The organism is Bradyrhizobium sp. 14AA (assembly GCF_054185205.1).
In genome coordinates this window covers 228,692-251,300 of the sequence record NZ_JAVAYM010000004.1, presented here as the reverse complement: position 1 = coordinate 251,300, position 22,609 = coordinate 228,692, and the positions used below count along the sequence as shown (strand labels likewise).

Below are 22,609 nucleotides of genomic sequence, written 5' to 3'. Positions count from 1 at the left end.
TCCGGGTTCGCGACTGCGTCGCGCCCCGGAATGACCGTTTGGGGGGCTCCATTCGCTGGATTTTCGTCCCTCCAGCCTATATTTGAGGGCCGTCCTCCACCTCAATTCCGGGTTCCATGACGCCGCCGCGCAAGCTGCACATCAAATCATATGGCTGCCAGATGAACGTCTACGATGCCCAGCGCATGGTGGACACGCTGGCCCCGGAAGGATTCGTGGAGACGGCGAACGCCGAGGACGCCGACCTCGTCATCCTCAACACCTGCCATATCCGCGAGAAGGCCTCCGAAAAGGTCTATTCCGAGCTCGGACGGCTGCGCGTTGCCAAGGACGACGCCGCGCGTCACGGCCGCACCATGCAGATCGCGGTCGCCGGCTGCGTGGCCCAGGCCGAGGGCGAGGAGATCGTGCGCCGCGCGCCGGTCGTGGACGTCGTGGTCGGGCCGCAGAGCTACCACCATTTGCCGGATCTCTTGAAGCGCGCCGGCAATGAAGGCCGCGCGATCGAGACCGAATTTCCCGCTCAGGATAAGTTCGGCTTCCTGGCTCAGCCCAAGCCCGATGCGATCCGCGCGCGCGGCATTTCGGCGTTCGTCACCGTGCAGGAAGGCTGCGACAAGTTCTGCACCTTCTGCGTCGTGCCCTATACGCGCGGTTCGGAGGTCTCGCGCCCTGTCGCGAAGATCGTCGACGACGTGAAACGCCTTGCCGACAACGGCGTGCGCGAGCTCACGCTGATCGGGCAGAACGTCAACGCCTATCATGGCGAGGGGCCGGACGGGACAAGCTGGCCGCTCGGCCGGCTGCTCGAGCATCTGGCGACAATTCCCGGCATCGCGCGGCTGCGCTACTCGACCAGCCATCCCCGCGATGTCGATGACAGTTTGATTGCTGCCCATCGCGATCTCGATTCGCTGATGCCGTTCGTGCACCTGCCGGTGCAGTCGGGTTCGGACCGGATTCTGGCCGCCATGAACCGGAAACATACCGCCGATGATTATCGGCGTGTTATCGACCGTTTCCGGGCCGCGCGCCAAGACATTGCTTTTTCATCAGATTTCATCGTGGGCTTCCCCGGCGAGAGCGAGCAAGATTTTCTCGCCACTCTCGCGCTTGTCACGCAAATCGGCTACGCTGCGGCTTATTCGTTCAAATACTCCGCCCGGCCGGGAACGCCGGCCGCGGACATGCAGGAGACGGTGTCCCCCGCCGAGATGGACCAGCGATTGGAGCGGCTCCAGGAACTGATCGACAGCCAGCAATCGGCCTTCAACAAGGCCGCGATTGGCTCAACGGTCGACGTGCTGTTCGAGCGTCCGGCCCGCAAGGACGGTCAGATCGTCGGCCGCACCGCATTCCTCCAGCCAGCACATGTGATGGCTTCGCCCGACATCATCGGACAAATCCTGCCGGTCCGGATCGACAGCCTCGAACGCTACAGCTTCCTCGGCGAGCTCGTGACGCCACATGGCGCGCGTGAGCCCGCTTTATCGCAAGCCACTGGAGCCTGAACCCTTGCCCAAAAGCGCATCGGATTCGTCTTCTATCGCTCCCAGCCGCAAATTTGACCGCGACATGCAAGTTCCGCCCGAGACCCAGGTCGTCATCGACTTCGACGACAACCGCGCCGCATCCGCCCTGGTCGGCCCCTACGGCCAGCATCTCGCGCAGATCGAGCGGCGGCTCGGCGTCGTGGTCGATTCCAAGGGCAACCACATCACCATCGGCGGCACGCGCGACGGCTGCGACGCCGCGCGCCGCGTGCTGGAGATGCTCTACGCGCAAGCGGTAAAGGGGCAGGATCTCGACCAGGGCGAGGTCGAAGGCGCTATCCGCGCGGTCATCGCTCAGGGCTCGCTGTTCGAGTTCGACGCCAAATCGGCCAAATCGACCTTCGACAGCATCAATTTGCGCAAACGCCCGGTGCGCGCACGCACGGCCGCGCAGGACTCCTACATCCGCGCGCTGAAGCGCCACGAGCTGGTGTTCGGTATCGGCCCCGCCGGCACCGGCAAGACCTGGCTCGCGGTCGCGCACGCCGCGCAACTGTTCGAGCGCAAGGAGGTCGACAAGATCATCCTGTCGCGTCCGGCGGTTGAAGCCGGCGAGCGGCTCGGCTTCCTGCCCGGCGATCTCCGCGAGAAGGTCGATCCTTACCTCCGCCCGATCTACGACGCGCTCTACGACCTCATGGACGCGCGCATCGTCGAGCGCGCGCTGCAGACCGGCGAGATCGAGATCGCGCCGCTCGCCTTCATGCGCGGCCGCACCCTCACCAACGCCGCCATCATCCTGGACGAGGCGCAGAACACGACGTCGATGCAGATGAAGATGTTCCTGACGCGTTTGGGCGAGAACAGCCGTATGATCGTGACGGGCGATCCCTCGCAGATCGACCTGCCGAACGGCCAGACATCGGGCCTCGCCGAGGCAACGCGCCTCTTGAGCGGCGTCGAAGGCATTGCGCAAGTTCATTTCAAAGCCGAGGACGTGATCCGCCACGAGCTCGTGGCGCGGATCGTCGCCGCTTACGAAGGGTCGCCGCAGCGGCCGGCCACCGGTAAATCCTGACGAGACAACAGCCGGACCCGGCGGGCGCGGACGAGAAGCGCCCTTCGTTCCGAACAAAGACAATGTCACACCCCAACCTTCCCATGACCGAGGTCCTCGTCGTCGCCGATTGCTGGCAGCGCGAGCCCGATTCCGAAGCCGTGATCCAGCGCGCCGTTGCGGCCGCCGCCGAGAATGTCGACGAAGACGTCGCCGACGCGGAAGTGGCGGTGATGCTGACCGATGATGCCGGCATCCGCACCCTCAACGGCAACTGGCGCGGCATCGACAAGCCGACCAATGTGCTGTCGTTTCCCGCGCTCCAGCCGGAGGGCGAATGGAAGGAAGGCGATGCGCCGCGCATGCTCGGCGACATCGCGATCGCCTACGAGACCATGCGGCGCGAGGCGGACGAGGAACACAAGCCGTTCGACCACCATTTGAGCCATCTCGCCGTGCACGGCTTCCTGCACCTGATCGGCTACGACCACGAGAACGACGACGACGCCGAGGAGATGGAAGCGCTCGAACGCGAGATCCTGGCTCACCTCGGCATCCCCGATCCCTACGCAGACCGCCCGGGGACGCATTGAGATGCCGGATTCCGAACCAATTCACGACAATCCGCGCAACACGGCCAATTTGCCGGCGGTGGTAACGCCCGGCGAGGTGATGCGCCCGACCGCGGAAGGCTGGCTGCTGCGCGCCATCCGGACGCTGTTCGGCTGGAAGGCGGGATCGGTGCGCGACGACCTCCAGGTCGTGCTCGACGCGACGACGCCCGACGACACCGGCTTCTCGGCGGTCGAGCGCACCATGCTGCGCAACATCCTCGGCCTGCACGAGCGCCGCATCGCCGACGTCATGGTGCATCGCGCCGACGTCATCGCGGTGAAGCGCGACATCCCGCTCGGCGAACTGATGGACCGCTTCGAGAGCGCAGGCCATTCGCGTCTCGTGGTCTACAACGAGACGCTCGACGATCCCGTCGGCATCGTCCATATCCGCGACCTGCTCGCCTTCATGACCGCGCGCGCGCGCGTGTCGGAGGCCACCAAGACCAAGCGCAAGAAGCCGCTGCCGGCCGGGCTCGATTTGAAGGCCGTGGACCTCGCGATGCCGCTTGGGGATGCGCGCATCATCCGCAAGCTGCTCTACGTGCCGCCGTCGATGCGGGCGATCGACCTGCTCGCGCAGATGCAGGCCACGCGCATTCACCTCGCATTGGTGGTCGACGAATATGGCGGCAGCGACGGGCTGGTCTCGATCGAGGACATCGTCGAGCAGATCGTCGGCGAGATCGACGACGAGCACGACAGCGACGAGCCGCCCTCGATCGTGCGCCTGCCCGACAACGCCTTCATCGCCGACGCCCGCGCCAGCCTCGAGGACGTCCGCACGGTGATCGGCGAGGATTTCGTCACCGGCGAAGCCGGCGAGGAAGTGGAGACGCTGGGCGGCTATCTCGTCAGCTTCGTCGGGCGCCTGCCGGTGCGCGGCGAGGTGATCTCGGGCCCCGGCACTTACGAGGTCGAAGTGCTCGATGCCGATCCGCGCCGCGTCAAGCGGCTGCGCATCTCGACGCGGAAGGAGCGCCCCGCACCGCGCACCCAGCGCGAGAGCCGGCGCCGCGAGGCTACGCCGGATAGCGGCCAGCCGCCGGCCAATGACCCGCCCACCCCGCCGCCAAGCGACGGGACCGGCCAACAGTGAGCCCGTTCCAGCGACTTCGACAGATTGCGCTTGCCGTCATCCTCACCTGGGGATGGAAGCGCGCCGTCATCGCCATGGGGTGCGGGGCGCTGTCGGTGCTGGCGCTGGCGCCGTTCAACGCGTTCCCGGTGCTGTTCATCACCTTCCCGGTGCTGGTCTGGCTGATCGACGGCGCCGGCGCCGGACGATATGGCGGCGTCCCCGCCGCGGCGCTGACCGGCTACTGGTTCGGGCTCGGCTATTTCGTTCCCGGCCTCTACTGGATCGGCTACGCCTTCTTCGTCGATGCCGATGTCTTCGCCTGGCTGACGCCGTTCGCCGTGCTGGGCCTGCCGGCCTACCTTTCCATTTTCACAGCGATGGGCTTTGCGCTCGCGCGCCTGCTCTGGACCAAGAACGCCACGCGCGTGCTTGCGCTCGCGGCAAGCCTCACCATCAGCGAATGGCTGCGCGGTCACGCGCTGACCGGCTTTCCCTGGAACGCCTTCGGCTATGCACTGTCCGAGCCGCTGCCGCTGGCGCAGACGGCCTCGCTGATCGGCCTGTGGGGCATGACGTTCCTGACGGTTGCGATCTTCGCGAGCCCCGCGACGCTGATCGACCGCACGCCCGATCGCCGCCTGCCATGGCGCGTGCCGGCGGCAGCAATTGCGCTTCTGATTGTCATGAGCATCTTCGGCGCGATCCGCCTCTCGCTGCATCCGACCACGATGGTCGCGGGCGCGAAGCTGCGGCTGATGCAGCCGAACCTCCAGCAGGACGCGAAGTTCAACTACGCCGCCAAGGCGGAGGTGATGAAGAAATACCTGGCCCTGTCGGACCGCGCCTCCGGACCGCAATCGACCGGCATGCGCGATGTCACCATCCTGATCTGGCCGGAATCCGCCTTTCCGTTCTTCCTGACCCGCGAAGCGGACGCGATGGCGCAAATCGCCGACCTTCTGCCCAAGGGCACGGTGCTGATCACGGGTTCGGTCCGCGCGCCCGACCTGCCGCGGGGCACGCCGATCACCCGCGCCTATAACTCCATCTACGTGATCGATCACGACGGCAGCGTGCTCGCGGTTTACGACAAGCTGCATCTGGTGCCGTTTGGAGAATTTCTTCCCTACCAGGAGTTGATGGAGAAGCTCGGTTTCGAGCAACTGACGCGTGTGCGCGGCGGTTTCATTCCGGGCACCGTGCGGCATGCGTTGCCGGTCGCACGCGCGCCGGCCGCGCTACCACTGATCTGCTACGAAGCAATCTTTCCCGGCGAGGTCGCCGGACGCGGCGAACGTCCGGGCTGGATCGTGAACCTCACCAATGACGGCTGGTTCGGTATCTCGACCGGCCCCTATCAGCATCTGGAGCAGGCGCGGATGCGCGCGATCGAGCTCGGATTGCCGCTGGTCCGCTCCGCCAATACCGGAATCTCCGCAGTGATCGATCCGGTCGGACGAACCGTCGCCAGCCTCGGCCTCGGGCTTGAAGGCATTTTGGATGCAAGCCTGCCCGCAGCAATCCCGCCGACTGTCTATGCGCGAGTGGGCGACGTGCCCGCTGCCATGCTCGTAGCGCTGGCCGTGATTTTGGCGGTCCGCCGACGTGTTGCCAAACGGCATCTCTGATCACGCCGCCGCCACGGACGGAAACTTTTGACAACCGTAGTCCCACGGTTGACAGACTGCACGTGGGCTCCCCATTCTGCGCCGGCTGCAAAAGACAGTGGTGCGTTGCTAAATTTCTCCGCAATGTTTCCTAATAACAGGGTCTGATTTGACGTTGCTGACACCTGAGGCATTCCTGATGATTGCGCCGACGGTGATGTTTGGAGGGCTGAGGAAATGTCGAAAGCGCCCAACCCTGTTGACAAATATGTCGGCAGTCGCGTGCGTATGCGCCGCATCATGTTGGGCATGAGCCAGGAAAAGCTCGGTGAAGCTTTGGGCCTGACTTTCCAGCAGATCCAGAAATACGAGAAGGGCACCAACCGGGTCGGCGCGAGCCGCATCCAGCAGATTGCCGAGATTCTCCAGGTGCCGGTGTCGTTCCTGTTCGAGGGCGGCCCGAGCGGCGTGGCGGGTCCCGATGGCTTCAGCGAAGGCGCCTCGCCCTCTTACGTCTCGGACTTCCTCGCGACCTCCGAAGGACTCGCTTTGACCAAGGCGTTCACCCGAATCACCGATTCGAAGATGCGCCGCTCGATCGTCGATCTCGTCGAGCAGATCGCGGCCCGCGAAGGTCCCGACAAACGCTGACGCGCCATCCCGATGGCGATTTGAGGCTGCGTCAAATCTGGCCTATGTCGTCATTTGCGGCTGCGCTTTGATGCGCGTCGCCTTCGATGATGCGATTCAAAGGCACAGATGCGTCCATGACCGGCTCCAATTGGTTCGATACCCAAACTATTCTCGATGGCATCCGCCGCTGGGTGGAGGTCGAGACGCCGACGGAAGCGCCTGAACAGGTCAACAGACTGGTCTCGATGGTCGCGGAGCAATATCGCGATCTGCCGGTCACGCTCGAGCGCGTCGCCGGCATCGACGGCTGTGGCGATCACCTCCTGGCACGCTCGACCTGGGGCCAGGACAAGCCGGGCATTCTGGTGCTGAGCCATCTCGACACCGTTCACCCCATGGGATTCATCGAGCGCCTGCCGTTCAAGGTCGAAGGCGACAGCGCGTTCGGTCCCGGCATCTACGACATGAAGGGCGGCGCCTACATCGCCCATCACGCTTTTCGCGCGCTGTGCGCCACCGCGGATCGCTCGCCGCTCGGCATCACGCACCTGTTCACCTCCGACGAGGAGATCGGCAGTCCCACCTCACGCGCGCTGATCGAGGCGGAGGGGCGCAAGGCCAAATACGTGCTGGTGACCGAGCCGGCGCGCGACGGCGGCAAGATCGTCACCGGACGCAAGGGCGTCGGACGCTTCCGGGTGTTCATCAAGGGCGTGCCCGCGCATGCCGGCACCCGGCCGGAAGACGGCCGCAGCGCCGTCCGCGAGCTCGCCAACGTCATCCTGGCGTTGGAGGGGATGAACGATCTGAAGCGCGGCGTCACCGTCAATGTCGGCGTGGTGCGCGGCGGCACGCGGCCCAATGTGACACCGGAAGAGGCTTATGCCGAAATCGATCTGCGCGTGCTGAGCCTCAAAGACGCCGACGAATTCGTCGGCAAGATCCTCGGACTGACGTCGAAGACCGACGGAGTCACCGTCAAGGTCACGGGCGAGCTCAATCGTCCGCCTTACGAGAAGAGCAATTCAGGCGCCTCGTTGTACGAGCATGCGAAGACGCTCGCCGCGGAGATCGGCTTCGAGCTGGTCGACACCCACACCGGCGGCGGCTCGGACGGCAATTTCACGGCGGCCCATACCGGCACGCTCGACGGGCTCGGCGTCGACGGCAAGGGCGCGCACACCCATTACGAGCAGCTCTACGTGTCGTCGCTCGAACCGCGCGCGCGGCTGCTCCATCGCCTGTATCAGACCCTGCAATGAGCGAGCGCAAATCAGATCCCGATCGCGACGACGGCGAGCGCGCGTTCTTCGGGCGCCGCAAGGGCCACAAGCTCAGGCAGCACCAGGCCGAGCTGGTCGATCACCTGCTGCCGCATCTTGCGCTCGACATCGATCGAGCGGCGCCGGCGGATGCAAGCGAGATCTTCGACCCCGCGGCCGACGATGTCAGGCTCGAGATCGGCTTCGGCGGCGGCGAGCATCTTGCGGCCGAGGCGCAGACCTTCGCCACGACCGGCTTCATCGGCTGCGAGCCCTATGTCAACGGCATGGCAAAAATCCTCGCGCAGATCGAGGCCGCCAATATCGGCAACATCCGCCTGTTCGCGGGCGATGCCGCCGAGCTGGTGGCCTGGCTGCCGAAGGATTCGCTGTCGCGGATCGACCTGATCCATCCGGATCCCTGGCCGAAGCGGCGACACTGGAAACGGCGCTTCGTGCAAGACAGGACGATTGCCGCCATGGCGCGCGTGCTGAAGCCGAATGGCGAGTTCCGTTTCGTCTGCGACATCGACGATTACTGCGCCTGGACGCTGTCGCATCTTGCGCGCTCGCAGGATTTCGTCTGGCTGGCGGAACGCGCCGACGATTTCCGGCAGCCCTGGGACGGCTACACCATGACGCGCTACGGCCGGAAGGCCGCGCGCGAAGGACGCAAGGCTGCGTATTTGCGGTTCAGACGACTCTAGATCGTCTGCCGGTTGCGCCAGAAATTCACGACGCGCTCGGCGGTGGCCGGCATCAGGCGCGTGAAGTTCATGCGCGCGGCCTCGATGTCGGCGTCGGCCGGCGTGCGGTGCGGGCCGTACCAGAGCAGGATGAGCGCGCGTACCGTGGGCCAGCCGAGATTGAGCACGCGGCCCACGATCAGAATCGGATCATAGCGATCGCCCGCGATCAGGCGATCGAGGATCGAGAGGCGGACGCCGGACATCGCCGAGAGCGAGGCGATAGATTCCTCGTATTTGTTCGCCTTGGCGAAGCCAAGCAGCGCGCTCTCGCCGAGATGGCCCTCGCGACGCAAGGTGAGCACCGTGCGCTGTGCCGCCGAGAAATCGCGGCGCGGCCCCGGCGGCAGCGCGGCCTCCTCGATCGCGGCCATGGCGCGCTTGATCTCGACCTGGCGCGCGGGATTGACCACGCTGGAGAGGCGGCGGCGGATGACGTCGAGCGTGCCGTCGAGAAGATGCTTCAGGTTCTCGCCGGAAAGATCCGTACGCTGGCCGATCTTGAGCGTCAGCACGCCGTCCTGCGCGGCACGCTTGATCAGCTCGGAATAGCTGCCGGGCGAGAACACCGCGCCGGCATTGCCCGCGGCACGGCGCACCACGTCGCGATCGCCACGCTCGACCAGCACGTCGGTGACCGTCGCCGACAATGCGGGGCGCTCCGTCATCGCCAGCAGATGGCCCTGGCCCTTCAACCGCGCGATCTCGACCAGAGCGGCGTCATCGAGCACGGGCGAGCGGCGCAGCACCGGACCTGCCACCATGATCTCGTTTTCGCGCGCGAGCTTGCTCACCAGATGCCGCGGCGCATTGTTCAACTGCGAGAATCGTTCGGCGAGATCGACGCGCGAGGCGAGCTCGGCATGTGGGACGAGATCGATCAGGAGATTGTCGAAGAGATCGATCAGCTCGGGACGAAGCTTTGCAGCGTCGTGGAAGAACAATTCGGAAATGGCGCGCGCAATTTCGCCGCGACGCCTGGGATCGCCGCGTTTGACGATATCGTCCAGTCCGGGAATGAGCGACGTGGCAACGGTCATGAAAACGCAACTCGTATGGGGCACGCCGCGGGTGCGCCCTGGTCCAAGCCGCCCCACAATCAGGCAATCTAGGGCCCCGAGGTGAAGGAAGCGTTAGGCCCGGAGCGCCGCGAATCGGGCGCAAAAAGCCTCCTCCAGCCTGCGATGGGCCTTGTCCGGGAGGGCATAACGCGCTATATCAGCGCCAATTCATCTTCTCATACGATCCGCGTAGTGAGAGTGGGCCCGAAAGGACCCGCTCTTTTTTATTACCTGAACGCGGCTTGGCGGAAGATGCGCGGCCCGACCAGCTGTCGGGATGAAGAGTTCCCAAGCAGGCTTTGCAAGTCTTACCCTTTGCAGGTCTTAACCAAGCCTTAACCATCGAGCGCCTTGACCCCTGATATGACCGAACCGAACACTGGTTCCACGGATGCCGAGTTGCTGGCCGAGCCGAGGCTCGTGGTCGAGCCGGGCGTGGCGGCACGTGTGTCGGCGGTCGCGGCTCCAGTGCTCGAGGGCATGGGTTACCGCCTGGTGCGGATCCGCATTTCCGGGGAATCCGGCTGCACCGTCCAGATCATGGCCGAGCGGCCCGACGGCTCGATGCAGCTCGAGGATTGCGAGGCGATCTCGCGGGCGCTCTCGCCCGTGCTCGACGTCGCCGACCCCATCGATCGCGCCTATCGGCTGGAAATCTCCTCGCCGGGGATCGACCGTCCGCTGGTGCGACGGTCCGATTTCGAGCGTTATTCCGGCCATCTGGTGAAGGTCGAGATGGCTGTCGCCCATGAGGGGCGCAAGCGGTTCCGCGGCACGATCGGCGCCGTCGAAGGCGACCGCGTGCATCTGCATCGCGACGACGTCAAGACCGGCGACAATCCCGACGTTCTCCTGACGATGGAGGATATCGGCGAGGCGCGCCTGATCTTGACCGACGATCTGATCGCCGAATCCATGCGCCGCGGCAAGGCCGAAGAGCGCCAGATGCGCCGCGATCTCGGCATCGAGCCGCCGCAGGCGCCGCACGCGAAAATCAGCGAAAAAACCACCAAGAACACCAAGCCGAAAAAGAAGCCGGCACCGACCAATACGAAGAAACATCGCCTGGCCGCCGAACGCGCGCGGCGTGGCGAGATCGAGCCTGACGAAGGAGACTAGCCATGGCAGTCAGCGCCAATCGACTCGAGTTGCTCCAGATCGCGGACGCCGTTGCGCGCGAGAAATCGATCGACCGCGGCATCGTCATCGCGGCGATGGAGGACGCCATCGCCAAGGCCGCGCGCGCACGTTACGGCAGCGAAACTGACGTTCATGCCGAGATCGATCCCAAGAAGGGCGAGCTGCGGCTGTCGCGCCACATGCTGGTGGTCGAGAAGGTCGAAAACCATTCCAACCAGATCTCGCTGGTGGATGCGCAGCGTGCCAATCCGGGCGCCCAGGTCGGCGACACCATCGCCGACACGCTGCCGCCGCTGGAATACGGCCGCATCGCCGCGCAGTCGGCCAAGCAGGTCATCGTGCAGAAGGTGCGCGAGGCCGAGCGCGACCGGCAATATCAGGAATTCAAGGACCGCATCGGCGACATCGTCAACGGCGTCGTCAAGCGCGTCGAATATGGCAGCGTGATCGTCGATCTCGGCCGCGGCGAAGCCATCATCCGCCGCGACGAGATGCTGCCGCGCGAAGTGTTCCGCAACGGCGACCGCGTCCGCGCCTACATCTTCGACGTCCGCCGTGAGACCCGCGGCCCGCAGATCTTCCTCTCCCGCACCCATCCGCAGTTCATGGCGAAGCTGTTCGCGCAGGAAGTGCCGGAAATTTACGATGGCATCGTCGAGATCAAGGCGGTCGCCCGTGATCCCGGCTCGCGGGCGAAAATCGGCGTGATTTCCCGCGATTCCTCGGTCGATCCGGTCGGCGCCTGCGTCGGTATGCGCGGCTCGCGCGTGCAGGCCGTGGTGAACGAATTGCAGGGCGAGAAGATCGACATCATCCCCTGGTCGCCCGACATCGCGACCTTCGTGGTCAACGCGCTGGCGCCGGCCGAAGTGTCCAAGGTCGTCATCGACGAAGACCGCGAGCGCATCGAGGTCGTCGTGCCCGACACCAACAACCAGCTGTCGCTGGCGATCGGCCGCCGCGGCCAGAACGTGCGTCTGGCCTCGCAGCTCACCGGCTGGGACATCGACATCCTGACCGAGCAGGAGGAATCGGAGCGCCGCCAGGCCGATTTCGAGAACTCCACCCGCGTCTTCATGGAATCGCTCAACGTCGACGAAGTGGTCGGCCAGCTGCTGGCGTCCGAAGGCTTCACCTCGGTCGAGGAACTCGCCATGGTGGACCTCAAGGAACTCGCAGGGATCGAGGGCTTCGACGAGGAGACCGCCGAGGAGCTCCAGAACCGTGCCCGCGAATATCTCGAGCAGCAGGAAGCCGAGCTCGAGGCGCGCCGCAAGGAACTCGGCGTCGAGGACGCGGTCAAGGACGTGCCCGGCGTCACCTCGAAGATGCTGGTGAAGTTCGGCGAGAACGACATCAAGTCGGTCGACGACCTCGCGGGCTGCGCCACCGACGATCTGGTCGGCTGGACCGAGCGCAAGGAAGGCGGCGAGCAGACCAAATTTGCAGGTGCGCTCGACGGTATCGACATCACCCGTGACGATGCCGAAGCCATGATCATGCAGGCCCGCGTCAAGGCCGGCTGGATCACCGAGGCCGATCTCGCCAAGCCCGCTGAGGAGGCCGAGGCTTCCGAAGATCAGCCGGCTTAAGGGCGAAGGAGAATGTCGCCCGGATGCTCGCAGACACCGACCACGATCTCGACCATGGCCCGCGGACCGAAAGGTCCGCGACCATGCGGATGTGCGCGGTCAGTCGCGAGGTTCGGCCGATCGAAGAGCTGATCCGCTTCGTCGTATCCCCCCAAGGCGACATAGTTCCCGACCTCAAGCGCAAGCTGCCCGGACGCGGCATGTGGGTCACCGCCTCACGCGAGGTGGTTGCGGAAGCCGTGCGGCGTCACCAATTTACCAAAGCCTTCAAGCGCGAGCTGCGCATCCCTCAGACGCTTCCCGCCGACATCGAGGCGCTCCTGGTCCGGAGCGTGACGGAAGCCCTTGGGATCGCTGCCAAGGCCGGCCAGATCGTGGCCGGCTTCGGCAAGGTCGAGAGCGCCCTCGGGGAAGGCACGGTCGAGGTCCTGATCCACGCCAGCGACGGGGCCCCGGACGGAATCCGCAAATTGGACATGCTGGCGCGTCAAAATGCCGGAAATCGCGGCGCCAGGCCGCAGATTCCGGTCGTCACCGCACTGAAATCGTTAGAATTGGATTTGGCACTGACCCGGTCAAATGTGATACATGCTGCCCTGCTCGCGGGCCCGGCGAGCAAGTCATTCCTGTCACGTAGCCAGATGCTGGTCCGATACCGGATGGCGGACGCTGACAAGACTGCCGAAAAGCCCGGCCAGGATTTCTGAGAGACAACGACCACCCGATAGGACTGTGCGGCAACGCACAACACTGATAAATCAGGATTAGGACTGCTGAATGGTTGATACCAAGACCCCTGGCGACAAGAAGCTGAGCGTTCCGAGCAAGACGCTATCGCTCAAGCCGCGCGTCGAAACGGGCACCGTACGCCAGAGCTTCAGCCATGGCCGCAGCAAGCAGGTCGTGGTCGAGAAGCGCGGCAAGCGCCGCATCGACGGTACCCCTGAGCCGCAGGCTGTCGAGGTTGCGAAGCCCGCGCCGGCTGCGCCTGCGCCCGCTCCGGCCCGCCCGGCGCCGCCGCGCAACGCCGGCTCCGGCGTGGTGCTGCGCACGCTGACCGAGGACGAACGCTCCGCCCGCGCCAGCGCGCTGGCCGATGCCAAGGTGCGCGAAGTCGAAGAGCGCCGCCAGGCCGAGGAAGAGGCCCAGCGCCGCGCCGTTCGCGAAGCCGCCGAACGCGCCGAGCGCGAGGCAGCCGAATCCCGCCGCAAGGCCGAGGAAGAGCGTCACCGTCACGAGGACGAAGCCAAGCGCAAGGCCGAGACCGAAGCCAAGAAGCGTTTTGGCGAAGGCGAACAGCCGTCCGCGCCCCGCCCCGCAGCTGCGGCGGCGCCGGCTGCTCCCGCGCCGCGTCCCGGCGCACCTGCAGCGCGCCCCGGTGGCACCACGACCACGGCACGCCCGGGAACCACAACCGCACGTCCCGGCACGACCACAGCGCGTCCCGCTGGCGGCGGCCCGCTTGGCCGCGCGCCCGCCGTCGCGGCCGGTCCTGACGAGGACGATGGTCCGCGCCAGATCCGTCGCGGTCCCGGTGGCGCAGCGCGCCCTGTCGTCCCGCCCAAGACCACACACAAGCCCGGTCCGCAGAAAGAGCGCGGCCGCCTGACCGTCGTTACCGCGCTCAATGCCGACGAAGTGCGCGAGCGCTCGATCGCCTCGTTCCGCCGCCGCACCCAGCGCCTGAAGGGCCACGCCTCGAACGAGCCGAAGGAAAAGCTCATCCGCGAGGTGGTCATTCCGGAAGCGATCACGATCCAGGAGCTAGCCAACCGAATGGCCGAGCGCGCGGTCGATGTCATCCGCATGCTGATGAAGCAGGGCGCGATGCACAAGATCACCGACGTGATCGACGCCGACACCGCGCAACTGATCGCCGAAGAGCTGGGTCACACCGTCAAGCGCGTTGCCGCTTCCGACGTTGAAGAAGGCCTGTTCGACGCCATCGACGATTCCACCGACACCGAGACGCGTTCGCCCGTGGTGACCGTGATGGGTCACGTCGACCACGGCAAGACCTCGCTGCTCGACGCGCTCCGCCATGCCAACGTGGTCTCCGGCGAAGCCGGCGGCATCACGCAGCATATCGGCGCCTATCAGGTGGTGTCGCCCGAGAGCGGCAAGAAGATCACCTTCATCGACACGCCCGGCCACGCCGCGTTCACCGCGATGCGCGCCCGCGGCGCCAAGGTCACCGACATCGTCGTGCTGGTGGTCGCGGCCGATGACGGCGTCATGCCGCAGACGATCGAAGCCATCAACCACGCCAAGGCGGCGCGGGTGCCGATCATCGTTGCCATCAACAAGATCGACAAGCCCGACGCCAAGCCCGAGCGCGTGCGTACCGAGCTGCTCCAGCACGAGGTGCAGGTGGAATCCTTCGGCGGCGAAGTCGTCGACGTCGAAGTGTCCGCCAAGAACAAGACCAATCTCGACAAGCTGCTGGAGATGATCGCGCTGCAGGCCGACATCCTCGACCTCAAGACCAATTCGGAACGTCCGGCCGAAGGCACCGTGATCGAAGCCAAGCTCGATCGCGGCCGTGGTCCGGTCGCGACCGTGCTGGTCCAGCGCGGCACGCTTCGTGTCGGCGACATCATCGTCGCCGGCGCCGAAATGGGCCGTGTCCGCGCGCTGATCTCGGATCAGGGCGAAACGGTGCAGGAGGCCGGCCCCTCGGTGCCGGTCGAAGTGCTCGGCTTCAACGGTCCGCCGGAAGCCGGCGATCGCCTCGCGGTCGTCGAGAACGAAGCCCGCGCCCGCCAGGTCACCAGCTACCGCGCGCACCAGAAGCGCGAGAACGCGGCTGCCTCGATCTCCGGCATGCGCGGCTCGCTCGAGCAGATGATGTCGCAGTTGAAGACGGCGGGCCGCAAGGAATTCCCGCTGATCATCAAGGCCGACGTGCAGGGCTCGCTCGAAGCGATCCTCGGCTCGCTGGAAAAGCTCGGCACCGACGAAGTCGCCGCCCGCATCCTGCATGCCGGCGTCGGCGGCATCTCGGAATCCGACGTGACGCTGGCGGAAGGCTTCAACGCCGCGATCATCGGCTTCTCGGTTCGAGCCAACAAGGAGGCGGCCGCGGCCGCCAAGCGCAACGGCATCGAGATTCGCTACTACAACATCATCTACGACCTCGTGGACGACGTGAAGAAGGCGATGAGCGGCCTGCTCGCGCCGACCTTGCGCGAAACCATGCTGGGCAATGCCGCAATCCTGGAGATCTTCAACATCTCCAAGGTCGGCAAGGTCGCCGGCTGCCGCGTCACCGACGGCACCGTGGAACGCGGCGCCAATGTGCGCCTGATCCGCGACAACGTCGTCGTGCATGAAGGCAAGCTGTCGACGCTGAAGCGCTTCAAGGACGAAGTGAAGGAAGTCCAGTCCGGTCAGGAATGCGGCATGGCCTTCGAGAACTACCACGACATGCGCGCAGGCGATGTCATCGAGTGTTATCGCGTGGAGACGATCCAGCGCTCCCTGTAAGTCCAAATCTTACCGAAGCGCCCGGATCTTTTTGAGCTGAAATTGCGGGAATGCGATGGCCGGATTTTTTCCGGCCATCCGCGCCCCATTCGTTTCAACAGGACAAATGACAATGCTCGTGTCCCATTCACGCGCATGACGAGGTGATTTTCGACCATGCCCCGCCATCATCAGAAGAAGAGTTCCGCGCCCGGCGGCTCGCAGCGTCAGTTGCGCGTCGGCGAGCAGGTTCGCCACGCGATGGCCGAGATTCTGGCGCAAGGCAATGTGCATGATGACGACCTCGAAGGTCACATCATCACCGTGCCGGAGGTGCGGATGTCGCCCGATTTGAAGCTCGCGACAGTCTATGTGATGCCGCTCGGTGGCCGCGACACCGAGATCGTCATCGCTGCGCTCGAGCGCAACAAGAAATTCCTGCGCGGCGAGGTCGCGCATCGCGTTAACCTGAAATTTGCACCTGACCTTCGCTTCCGCGTCGACGAACGATTCGACGAAGCGGAACGGATCGAGAAGCTTTTGCGAACACCTGCAGTGCAGAAGGATCTCGAACAGGGCTTGGAAGAGAATCCGGATACGGATCGGGAAGAAGAACAATGACGATGGACCCGGCTCACGGCACGATCGGCGGCGAAGAGGCCGATCCGCGCGACGTGCAGAAAAATAATTTTGCGGATCTCGGTGGCGATTCTCAGCCGCACCAGGAGCCGCGCCGCGTCAACAACGATCCGCGCGCCAAGCAGCAGAAGGGCAACCAGGTTCGCCGCGACCGCCGCGACGTCCATGGCTGGGTCGTGCTCGACAAGCCGATCGGCATGACCTCGACGCAGGCCGTGGCCGTGCTCAAGCGCCTGTTCAATGCCAAGCGCGCGGGACACGCCGGCACGCTCGACCCGCTGGCCTCCGGCGGCCTGCCCATTGCACTCGGAGAAGCCACCAAGACGGTTCCCTTCGTGATGGACGGCCGCAAGCGCTACCAGTTTACCGTGTGCTGGGGCGAGGAACGCGACACCGACGACATCGAGGGCCGGGTGACCGCGACCTCCGATCAGCGCCCGACCCGGGAGGCGATCCTGGCCCTCCTGCCCCGCTTCACGGGGGTGATCGAGCAGATCCCGCCGCGCTATTCCGCAATCAAGATCCAGGGCGAGCGCGCCTATGACCTCGCCCGCGACGGCGAGGTCGTGGAATTGGCCCCGCGCCCGGTCGAGATTCACCAATTAACCCTTGTAGATCAACCGGATAACGACCGGGCCGTATTCGAAGCCGAGTGCGGCAAGGGCACCTATGTCCGCGCCCTGGCCCGCGATATGGGCCGGATTCTCGGCACTTACGGCCATATCTGCGCGCTCAGGCGGACCCTGGTCGGCCCATTTGGCGAAAACGACATGATTCCGCTGGATCAGCTGGAGGCTTTGTGCGATAGAGCCGCGTCCGGCGAGGGGAGCCTCGCCGACGCGCTTATGCCCGTTGAGACCGCGCTGGACGACATCCCGGCACTGGCCGTCACTCGGGCTGATGCGGCAAGGCTCCACCGGGGCCAAGCCGTTTTGTTGCGCGGACGGGATGCGCCCACTTGTAGCGGCACAGTCTATGTCACGGTAGCAGGCCGTCTTTTGGCGCTTGCTGAAGTTGGCAATGGCGAAATCATCCCCAAGCGTGTGTTCAACCTGACCGGCCTGACTGCCAGCGCCGGTCGCAACGAGAGAAATTGACGATGTCGATTGCCGCAGAACGCAAAGCGGAAGTCATCAAGACGAATGCCAACAAGGTCGGCGACACCGGCTCGCCCGAGGTTCAGGTCGCGATCCTGTCGGAACGCATCACCAACCTCACCAACCATTTCAAGACCCACGTGAAGGACAACCATTCGCGTCGTGGCCTCTTGAAGCTGGTTTCGACCCGCCGCTCGCTCCTCGACTACCTCAAGAAGCGGGACGAAGCGCGGTACAAGGCACTGCTCGAGAAGCACAACATTCGCCGTTAAGAGCTCTTGCGCGCGCCAACGGCGCGCGTTTTCGCGCGTGGTCTCGAACGAAAGCGCTTATTTAAAGGTTTTTGATCGAGGCTGCGTGCGCGTCGGATGCGAGCCGTTGACGGCCAGCATCCGGGGCATGATCGGCGAAGACCGCGGTTCGGTGTTCGCGTTCGTGCCGACTGACAGTCCAGCAGCAATCCGGCGGCTGGGCACAACGGGCAAGGCGCCCGTATGACCCGAAAGGATGGACGCCATCCGAAATCCAAAAACCATGGCAGGATCGCAGGACGCTGATCGCCCACGTCGATCAGCATCCCGCAATCTTGCGCATGGTTTTTGTTTTTCGAGCCGTCCTTCTTTCGAGAAACCCATGAAAGAAGACATCTATGTTCAATAAGCATTCGGTCGAGATCGACTGGGGTGGACGCACTCTCAAGCTGGAAACCGGCAAGATCGCCCGTCAGGCCGACGGCGCCGTCGTCGCCACCTATGGCGAGACCGTGGTGCTCGCCACCGTCGTCGCGGCGAAGGCGCCGCGCGAAGGCGTCGACTTCCTGCCGCTGACCGTCGACTACCAGGAAAAGACCTACGCCGCGGGCCGCATTCCCGGCGGCTATTTCAAGCGCGAGGGCCGTCCGACCGAGAAGGAGACGCTGGTCTCCCGCCTGATCGACCGCCCGATCCGTCCGCTGTTCGTCGACGGCTGGCGCAACGAGACCCAGGTGATCGTCACCGTGCTCTCGCACGACATGGAGAACGACCCCGATATCGTCGCGCTGGTGGCATCGTCCGCTGCGCTGACCCTGTCCGGCGCGCCGTTCAAGGGCCCGATCGGCGCCGCCCGCGTCGGCTTTGCCAATGACGAGTTCATCCTCAACCCGACGCTCGACGAGATGGTCGACACCCAGCTCGACCTGGTCGTCGCCGGCACCGCCGACGCCGTGCTGATGGTGGAATCGGAAGCCAAGGAGCTCAACGAAGAGGTGATGCTCGGCGCGGTGATGTTCGGTCACCGCCACTTCCAGCCGGTGATCAACGCGATCATCGAGCTCGCCGAGAAGGCCGCGAAGGAGCCGCGCGAAGTCACCGTGATCGACAATGCGGCGCTCGAGAAGGAAATGCTCGGCCTCGTCGAGCAGGAGCTGCGCGCCGCTTACGCCATTCCGGTCAAGCAGGATCGCTACGCCGCGGTCGGCAAGGTCAAGGAAAAGGTGATCGCCCATTACTTCCCCGAGGGGCAGGAGCCGAAATTCGACAAGCTGCGCGTCTCCGGCGTGTTCAAGGAGCTCGAGGCCAAGATCGTTCGCTGGAACATCCTCGACACCGGCAAGCGCATCGACGGCCGCGACAGCAAGACCGTCCGCAACATCGTCGCCGAAGTCGGCGTGCTGCCCCGCGCCCACGGCTCGGCGCTGTTCACCCGCGGCGAGACCCAGGCGATGGTCGTGACCACGCTCGGCACCGGCGAGGACGAGCAGTACATCGACGCGCTGTCGGGAACGTACAAGGAGACGTTCCTGCTGCACTACAACTTCCCTCCCTACTCGGTCGGTGAGACCGGTCGCCTCGGCGGCACTAAGCGCCGCGAGATCGGCCACGGCAAGCTCGCCTGGCGCGCGATCCATCCGGTGCTGCCGCCGCACCACGAATTCCCCTACACCACGCGCGTGGTGTCGGAGATCACCGAGTCGAACGGCTCGTCTTCCATGGCCTCGGTCTGCGGCGCATCGCTCGCGCTGATGGATGCCGGCGTGCCGTTGAAGCGGCCGACCGCGGGCATCGCGATGGGACTGATCCTCGAAGACAAGCGCTTCGCGGTTCTCTCGGACATCCTCGGCGACGAGGACCATCTCGGCGACATGGACTTCAAGGTCGCGGGTACCGAGCAGGGCATCACCTCGCTCCAGATGGACATCAAGATCGAGGGCATCACCGAAGAGATCATGAAGGTTGCGCTCGCCCAGGCCAAGGATGGACGTATCCACATCCTCGGCGAGATGGCCAAGGCGCTCACCAACGCCCGCGCCGAGCTCGGCGAATACGCGCCGCGCATCGAGACCTTCAAGATCGCCACCGACAAGATCCGCGAAGTGATCGGCACCGGCGGCAAGGTGATCCGCGAGATCGTCGAGAAGACCGGCGCCAAGGTCAACATCGAGGACGACGGCACCGTGAAGGTCGCCTCCAGCGACGGCGAGGCGATGAAGGCCGCGATCAAGTGGATCAAGTCGATCGCGTCCGATCCGGAAGTCGGCCAGATCTATGACGGCACCGTCGTCAAGGTGATGGAGTTCGGCGCTTTCGTGAACTTCTTCGGCTCCAAGGACGGCCTCGTCCACATCAGCCAGCTCGCTTCGGCGCGCGTGCAGAAGACCTCCGACGTCGTCAAGGAAGGCGACAAGGTCAAGGTCAAGCTGCTCGGCTTCGACGATCGCGGCAAGACCCGCCTGTCGATGAAGGTCGTCGACCAGACCACCGGCGAAGACCTCGAAGGCAAGGGCGGCGAGGGCGAGAAGGCTCCGCGCGAAGCTGCCGGCGAGTAATCGCTCGCTACCTGCCAGAAACACGAAGGGCGGCCGAGAGGCCGCCCTTTTAGTTTGACGCTTGCTTCGGGCGAGATGCGCCCCCTCTCCCGCAAGCGGGAGAGGGGCAACACCTCACGCCGCGATGTCGTAGCGGTCGAGGTTCATCACCTTGGTCCAGGCCTTGGCAAAATCCTGCACGAACTGCTGCTTGGCATCCGACGAAGCATAGACCTCGGCGAAGGCGCGGAGCTGCGAGTGCGCACCGAAGATCAGATCGGCGCGCGTGCCGGTCCACTTCACCGCGTTGGTCTTGCGGTCGCGGGCCTCGTAGCTGCCGTCAGCCGCCGGCGTCCACTGCGCGCTCATGTCGAGCAGATTGACGAAGAAGTCGTTGCTCAGCGTGCCCACCTTGGCAGTGAGGACACCGTGCTTCGACCCGTTCGCATTGGCGCCGAGCACCCGCAGGCCGCCGACCAGCACGGTCAGCTCGGGTCCGCTGAGCTTCAGCAGCTGGGCGCGATCGACGAGAGCTTCTTCCTGCTGGAGGAACTGCTGCCGCTTGCCGATGTAGTTGCGGAAGCCATCGGCCCGCGGCTCCAGCGGCGCGAAGGAGGCCGCATCGGTCTGCTCCTGCGAAGCATCCATGCGGCCCGGCGTGAAGGCAACCTTGACGTCGACGCCGGCATCCTTCGCGGCCTTCTCGACCGCGGCGGTGCCACCGAGCACGATGAGATCCGCGAGCGAGACCTTCTTGGCGCCCGAAGACGCGTTGAAATCCTTCTGGATCGCTTCGAGCTTGCCGAGGACCTTGGAGAGCTGAGCCGGCTGGTTCACCTCCCAATCCTTCTGCGGGGCAAGACGGATACGCGCGCCATTGGCGCCGCCGCGCTTGTCCGAGCCGCGGAACGTCGAGGCCGACGCCCATGCGGTCGAGACCAGCTCGGAGACCGACAGACCCGAAGCCAGGATCTTGGTCTTCAGCGCGGCGATGTCCTGATCGCCGACCAGCTCGTGATTCACGGCCGGAATCGGATCCTGCCAGATCAGCGTCTCCTTCGGCACCAGCGGGCCGAGATAACGCTGGATCGGGCCCATGTCGCGATGGGTGAGCTTGAACCAGGCGCGGGCAAAGGCGTCCGCGAACTGGGCCGGGTTCTCGAGGAAGCGACGCGAGATCTTCTCGTAGGCCGGATCGAGGCGCAGCGAGAGATCGGTCGTCAGCATCGTCGGCCGATGCTTCTTGGACTTGTCGAAGGCATCGGGAATGATCGCGTCGGCGCCCTTGGCCGTCCACTGCTGCGCACCGCCCGGGCTCTTCGTCAGCTCCCATTCGTACTTGAACAGGTTCTCGAAGAAGTTGTTGCTCCACTTCGTCGGCGTCGTCGTCCAGGTCACCTCGAGACCGCTGGTGATGGAATCACCCGCCAGGCCCGAAGCATGCTTGCTCTTCCAGCCGAGGCCCTGATCTTCCAGCGCGCCCGCTTCCGGCTCCGGACCGACCAGCGACGGATCGCCCGCGCCGTGGGTCTTGCCGAAGGTGTGGCCGCCGGCGATCAGCGCGACGGTCTCTTCGTCGTTCATCGCCATGCGGGCAAACGTCTCGCGGATGTCCTTGGCCGCGGCGACCGGATCCGGCTTGCCGTTCGGGCCTTCCGGATTGACGTAGATGAGGCCCATCTGCACCGCGCCGAGCGGCTCCGCGAGCTGGCGTTCGCCGCTGTAGCGCTCATCGCCCAGCCAGGTGCCTTCGGGACCCCAATAGAGCTCTTCCGGCTCCCACACGTCGGCGCGGCCACCCGCAAAACCGAACGTCTTGAAGCCCATCGATTCCAGCGCAACGTTGCCGGCGAGAACCATCAGGTCGGCCCAGGAGAGCTTGCGGCCGTATTTCTGCTTGATCGGCCAGAGCAGACGGCGGGCCTTGTCGAGGTTGGCGTTGTCGGGCCAGCTGTTGAGCGGCGCGAAACGCTGCTGACCGGCACCGGCGCCGCCACGGCCGTCGGTGGTGCGATAGGTGCCCGCGCTGTGCCAGGCCATGCGGATCATGAGACCGCCATAGTGGCCGAAATCGGCGGGCCACCATTCCTGCGACTCCGTCATCAGGGCGGTCAGGTCCTTGATCACCGCGTTCAGGTCGAGTGACTTGAACTCCTTGGCGTAGTCGAACGCCTCGCCCATCGGATCGGACAGGCCGGAATTCTTGTGCAGCATCTCGATGCTGAGCTGAGTTGGCCACCAATCGCGGTTCGCTGGCACGCGTTTTCCACCCGAAAACGGGCACTTCGAAGTGTCGTCCATGAATACCTCCTCTGGTGGCGTCGAACTCGCGCCTTT

The 22,609-nt window shown here is 65.0% G+C and carries 19 protein-coding genes; 16 read left to right on the top strand and 3 right to left on the bottom strand.

All coding sequences use genetic code 11. From position 1 onward, the window contains the following. Positions 1-116: 116 nt before the first annotated feature. The 8 genes from miaB (at position 117) to trmB (ending at position 8,454) form a co-directional block, all read left to right on the top strand. Positions 117-1,511: a tRNA (N6-isopentenyl adenosine(37)-C2)-methylthiotransferase MiaB gene (gene miaB, locus RAD15_RS11180; protein WP_458177222.1), complete on the top strand. Its 1,395-nt coding sequence runs from the start codon at positions 117-119 to the stop codon at positions 1,509-1,511. Positions 1,512-1,575: 64 nt separating this feature from the next. Further along, a complete protein-coding gene (locus RAD15_RS11175) occupies positions 1,576-2,571 on the top strand; it encodes a PhoH family protein (protein WP_458177220.1) in 996 nt (331 codons plus the stop codon). 62 nt (positions 2,572-2,633) lie between these two features. Further along, on the top strand, positions 2,634-3,143 hold the full coding sequence (ybeY, locus tag RAD15_RS11170; protein WP_458177218.1) for an rRNA maturation RNase YbeY: 510 nt from the start codon (positions 2,634-2,636) through the stop codon (positions 3,141-3,143). Position 3,144: 1 nt separating this feature from the next. Next, a complete protein-coding gene (locus RAD15_RS11165) occupies positions 3,145-4,263 on the top strand; it encodes a hemolysin family protein (RefSeq protein WP_458177216.1) in 1,119 nt (372 codons plus the stop codon). Then, entirely contained in the window at positions 4,260-5,873 is a 1,614-nt protein-coding gene (gene lnt, locus RAD15_RS11160) for an apolipoprotein N-acyltransferase (protein WP_458177214.1), read from the top strand. The genes RAD15_RS11165 and lnt overlap by 4 nt, the downstream gene beginning before the upstream one ends. Before the next feature lie 216 nt (positions 5,874-6,089). After that, entirely contained in the window at positions 6,090-6,503 is a 414-nt protein-coding gene (locus RAD15_RS11155) for a helix-turn-helix domain-containing protein (RefSeq protein ID WP_157334771.1), read from the top strand. Positions 6,504-6,589: 86 nt separating this feature from the next. Then, on the top strand, positions 6,590-7,747 hold the full coding sequence (locus RAD15_RS11150) for a M20 family metallopeptidase (RefSeq protein WP_458177212.1): 1,158 nt from the start codon (positions 6,590-6,592) through the stop codon (positions 7,745-7,747). Continuing rightward, on the top strand, positions 7,744-8,454 hold the full coding sequence (trmB, locus tag RAD15_RS11145; RefSeq protein WP_458177210.1) for a tRNA (guanosine(46)-N7)-methyltransferase TrmB: 711 nt from the start codon (positions 7,744-7,746) through the stop codon (positions 8,452-8,454). The genes RAD15_RS11150 and trmB overlap by 4 nt, the downstream gene beginning before the upstream one ends. Here the strand turns inward: trmB and RAD15_RS11140 are convergent. Further along, positions 8,451-9,533 carry a DUF2336 domain-containing protein gene (locus RAD15_RS11140; protein WP_458177208.1) on the bottom strand — a complete coding sequence of 361 codons (1,083 nt, stop codon included), beginning with the start codon at positions 9,531-9,533 and terminating at the stop codon, positions 8,451-8,453. The two genes, trmB and RAD15_RS11140, sit on opposite strands and share 4 nt — an antisense overlap. A 384-nt stretch (positions 9,534-9,917) precedes the next feature. Between RAD15_RS11140 and rimP the strand changes: the two genes are divergently transcribed. The 4 genes from rimP to infB all read left to right on the top strand — a co-directional run bounded on the left by rimP (position 9,918) and on the right by infB (position 15,772). Further along, on the top strand, positions 9,918-10,673 hold the full coding sequence (gene rimP, locus RAD15_RS11135; RefSeq protein WP_458177206.1) for a ribosome maturation factor RimP: 756 nt from the start codon (positions 9,918-9,920) through the stop codon (positions 10,671-10,673). A gap of 2 nt (positions 10,674-10,675) precedes the next feature. After that, entirely contained in the window at positions 10,676-12,286 is a 1,611-nt protein-coding gene (gene nusA / locus RAD15_RS11130) for a transcription termination factor NusA (protein ID WP_458177204.1), read from the top strand. A gap of 23 nt (positions 12,287-12,309) precedes the next feature. Then, positions 12,310-12,993, top strand: coding sequence for an RNA-binding protein (locus tag RAD15_RS11125; RefSeq protein ID WP_458177202.1), 684 nt, complete (start codon positions 12,310-12,312; stop codon positions 12,991-12,993). A 70-nt stretch (positions 12,994-13,063) separates the two neighbouring features. Then, positions 13,064-15,772, top strand: a complete 2,709-nt coding sequence (gene infB / locus RAD15_RS11120; protein ID WP_458177200.1) for a translation initiation factor IF-2 — start codon at positions 13,064-13,066, stop codon at positions 15,770-15,772. A 9-nt stretch (positions 15,773-15,781) separates the two neighbouring features. Here infB and RAD15_RS11115 read toward each other — a convergent pair whose 3' ends face one another. Continuing rightward, positions 15,782-16,033, bottom strand: a complete 252-nt coding sequence (locus RAD15_RS11115; protein ID WP_458177411.1) for a hypothetical protein — start codon at positions 16,031-16,033, stop codon at positions 15,782-15,784. Here RAD15_RS11115 and rbfA point away from each other — a divergent pair. The 4 genes from rbfA (at position 15,929) to pnp (ending at position 20,293) form a co-directional block, all read left to right on the top strand. Next, the gene (gene rbfA, locus RAD15_RS11110) at positions 15,929-16,372 is read left to right on the top strand and encodes a 30S ribosome-binding factor RbfA (RefSeq protein WP_458177198.1); all 444 of its coding nucleotides are present in this window, start codon (positions 15,929-15,931) and stop codon (positions 16,370-16,372) included. The genes RAD15_RS11115 and rbfA overlap by 105 nt on opposite strands. Then, on the top strand, positions 16,369-17,487 hold the full coding sequence (truB, locus tag RAD15_RS11105; protein ID WP_458177196.1) for a tRNA pseudouridine(55) synthase TruB: 1,119 nt from the start codon (positions 16,369-16,371) through the stop codon (positions 17,485-17,487). The genes rbfA and truB overlap by 4 nt, the downstream gene beginning before the upstream one ends. Positions 17,488-17,489: 2 nt before the next feature. Continuing rightward, positions 17,490-17,759, top strand: a complete 270-nt coding sequence (gene rpsO, locus RAD15_RS11100; RefSeq protein ID WP_458177194.1) for a 30S ribosomal protein S15 — start codon at positions 17,490-17,492, stop codon at positions 17,757-17,759. Positions 17,760-18,136: 377 nt separating this feature from the next. Further along, positions 18,137-20,293 carry a polyribonucleotide nucleotidyltransferase gene (gene pnp / locus RAD15_RS11095; protein ID WP_458177192.1) on the top strand — a complete coding sequence of 719 codons (2,157 nt, stop codon included), beginning with the start codon at positions 18,137-18,139 and terminating at the stop codon, positions 20,291-20,293. A gap of 114 nt (positions 20,294-20,407) precedes the next feature. On the opposite strand, the gene katG is transcribed toward pnp, so the two are convergent. After that, the gene (gene katG / locus RAD15_RS11090) at positions 20,408-22,573 is read right to left on the bottom strand and encodes a catalase/peroxidase HPI (protein WP_458177190.1); all 2,166 of its coding nucleotides are present in this window, start codon (positions 22,571-22,573) and stop codon (positions 20,408-20,410) included. Positions 22,574-22,609 lie beyond the last annotated feature (36 nt).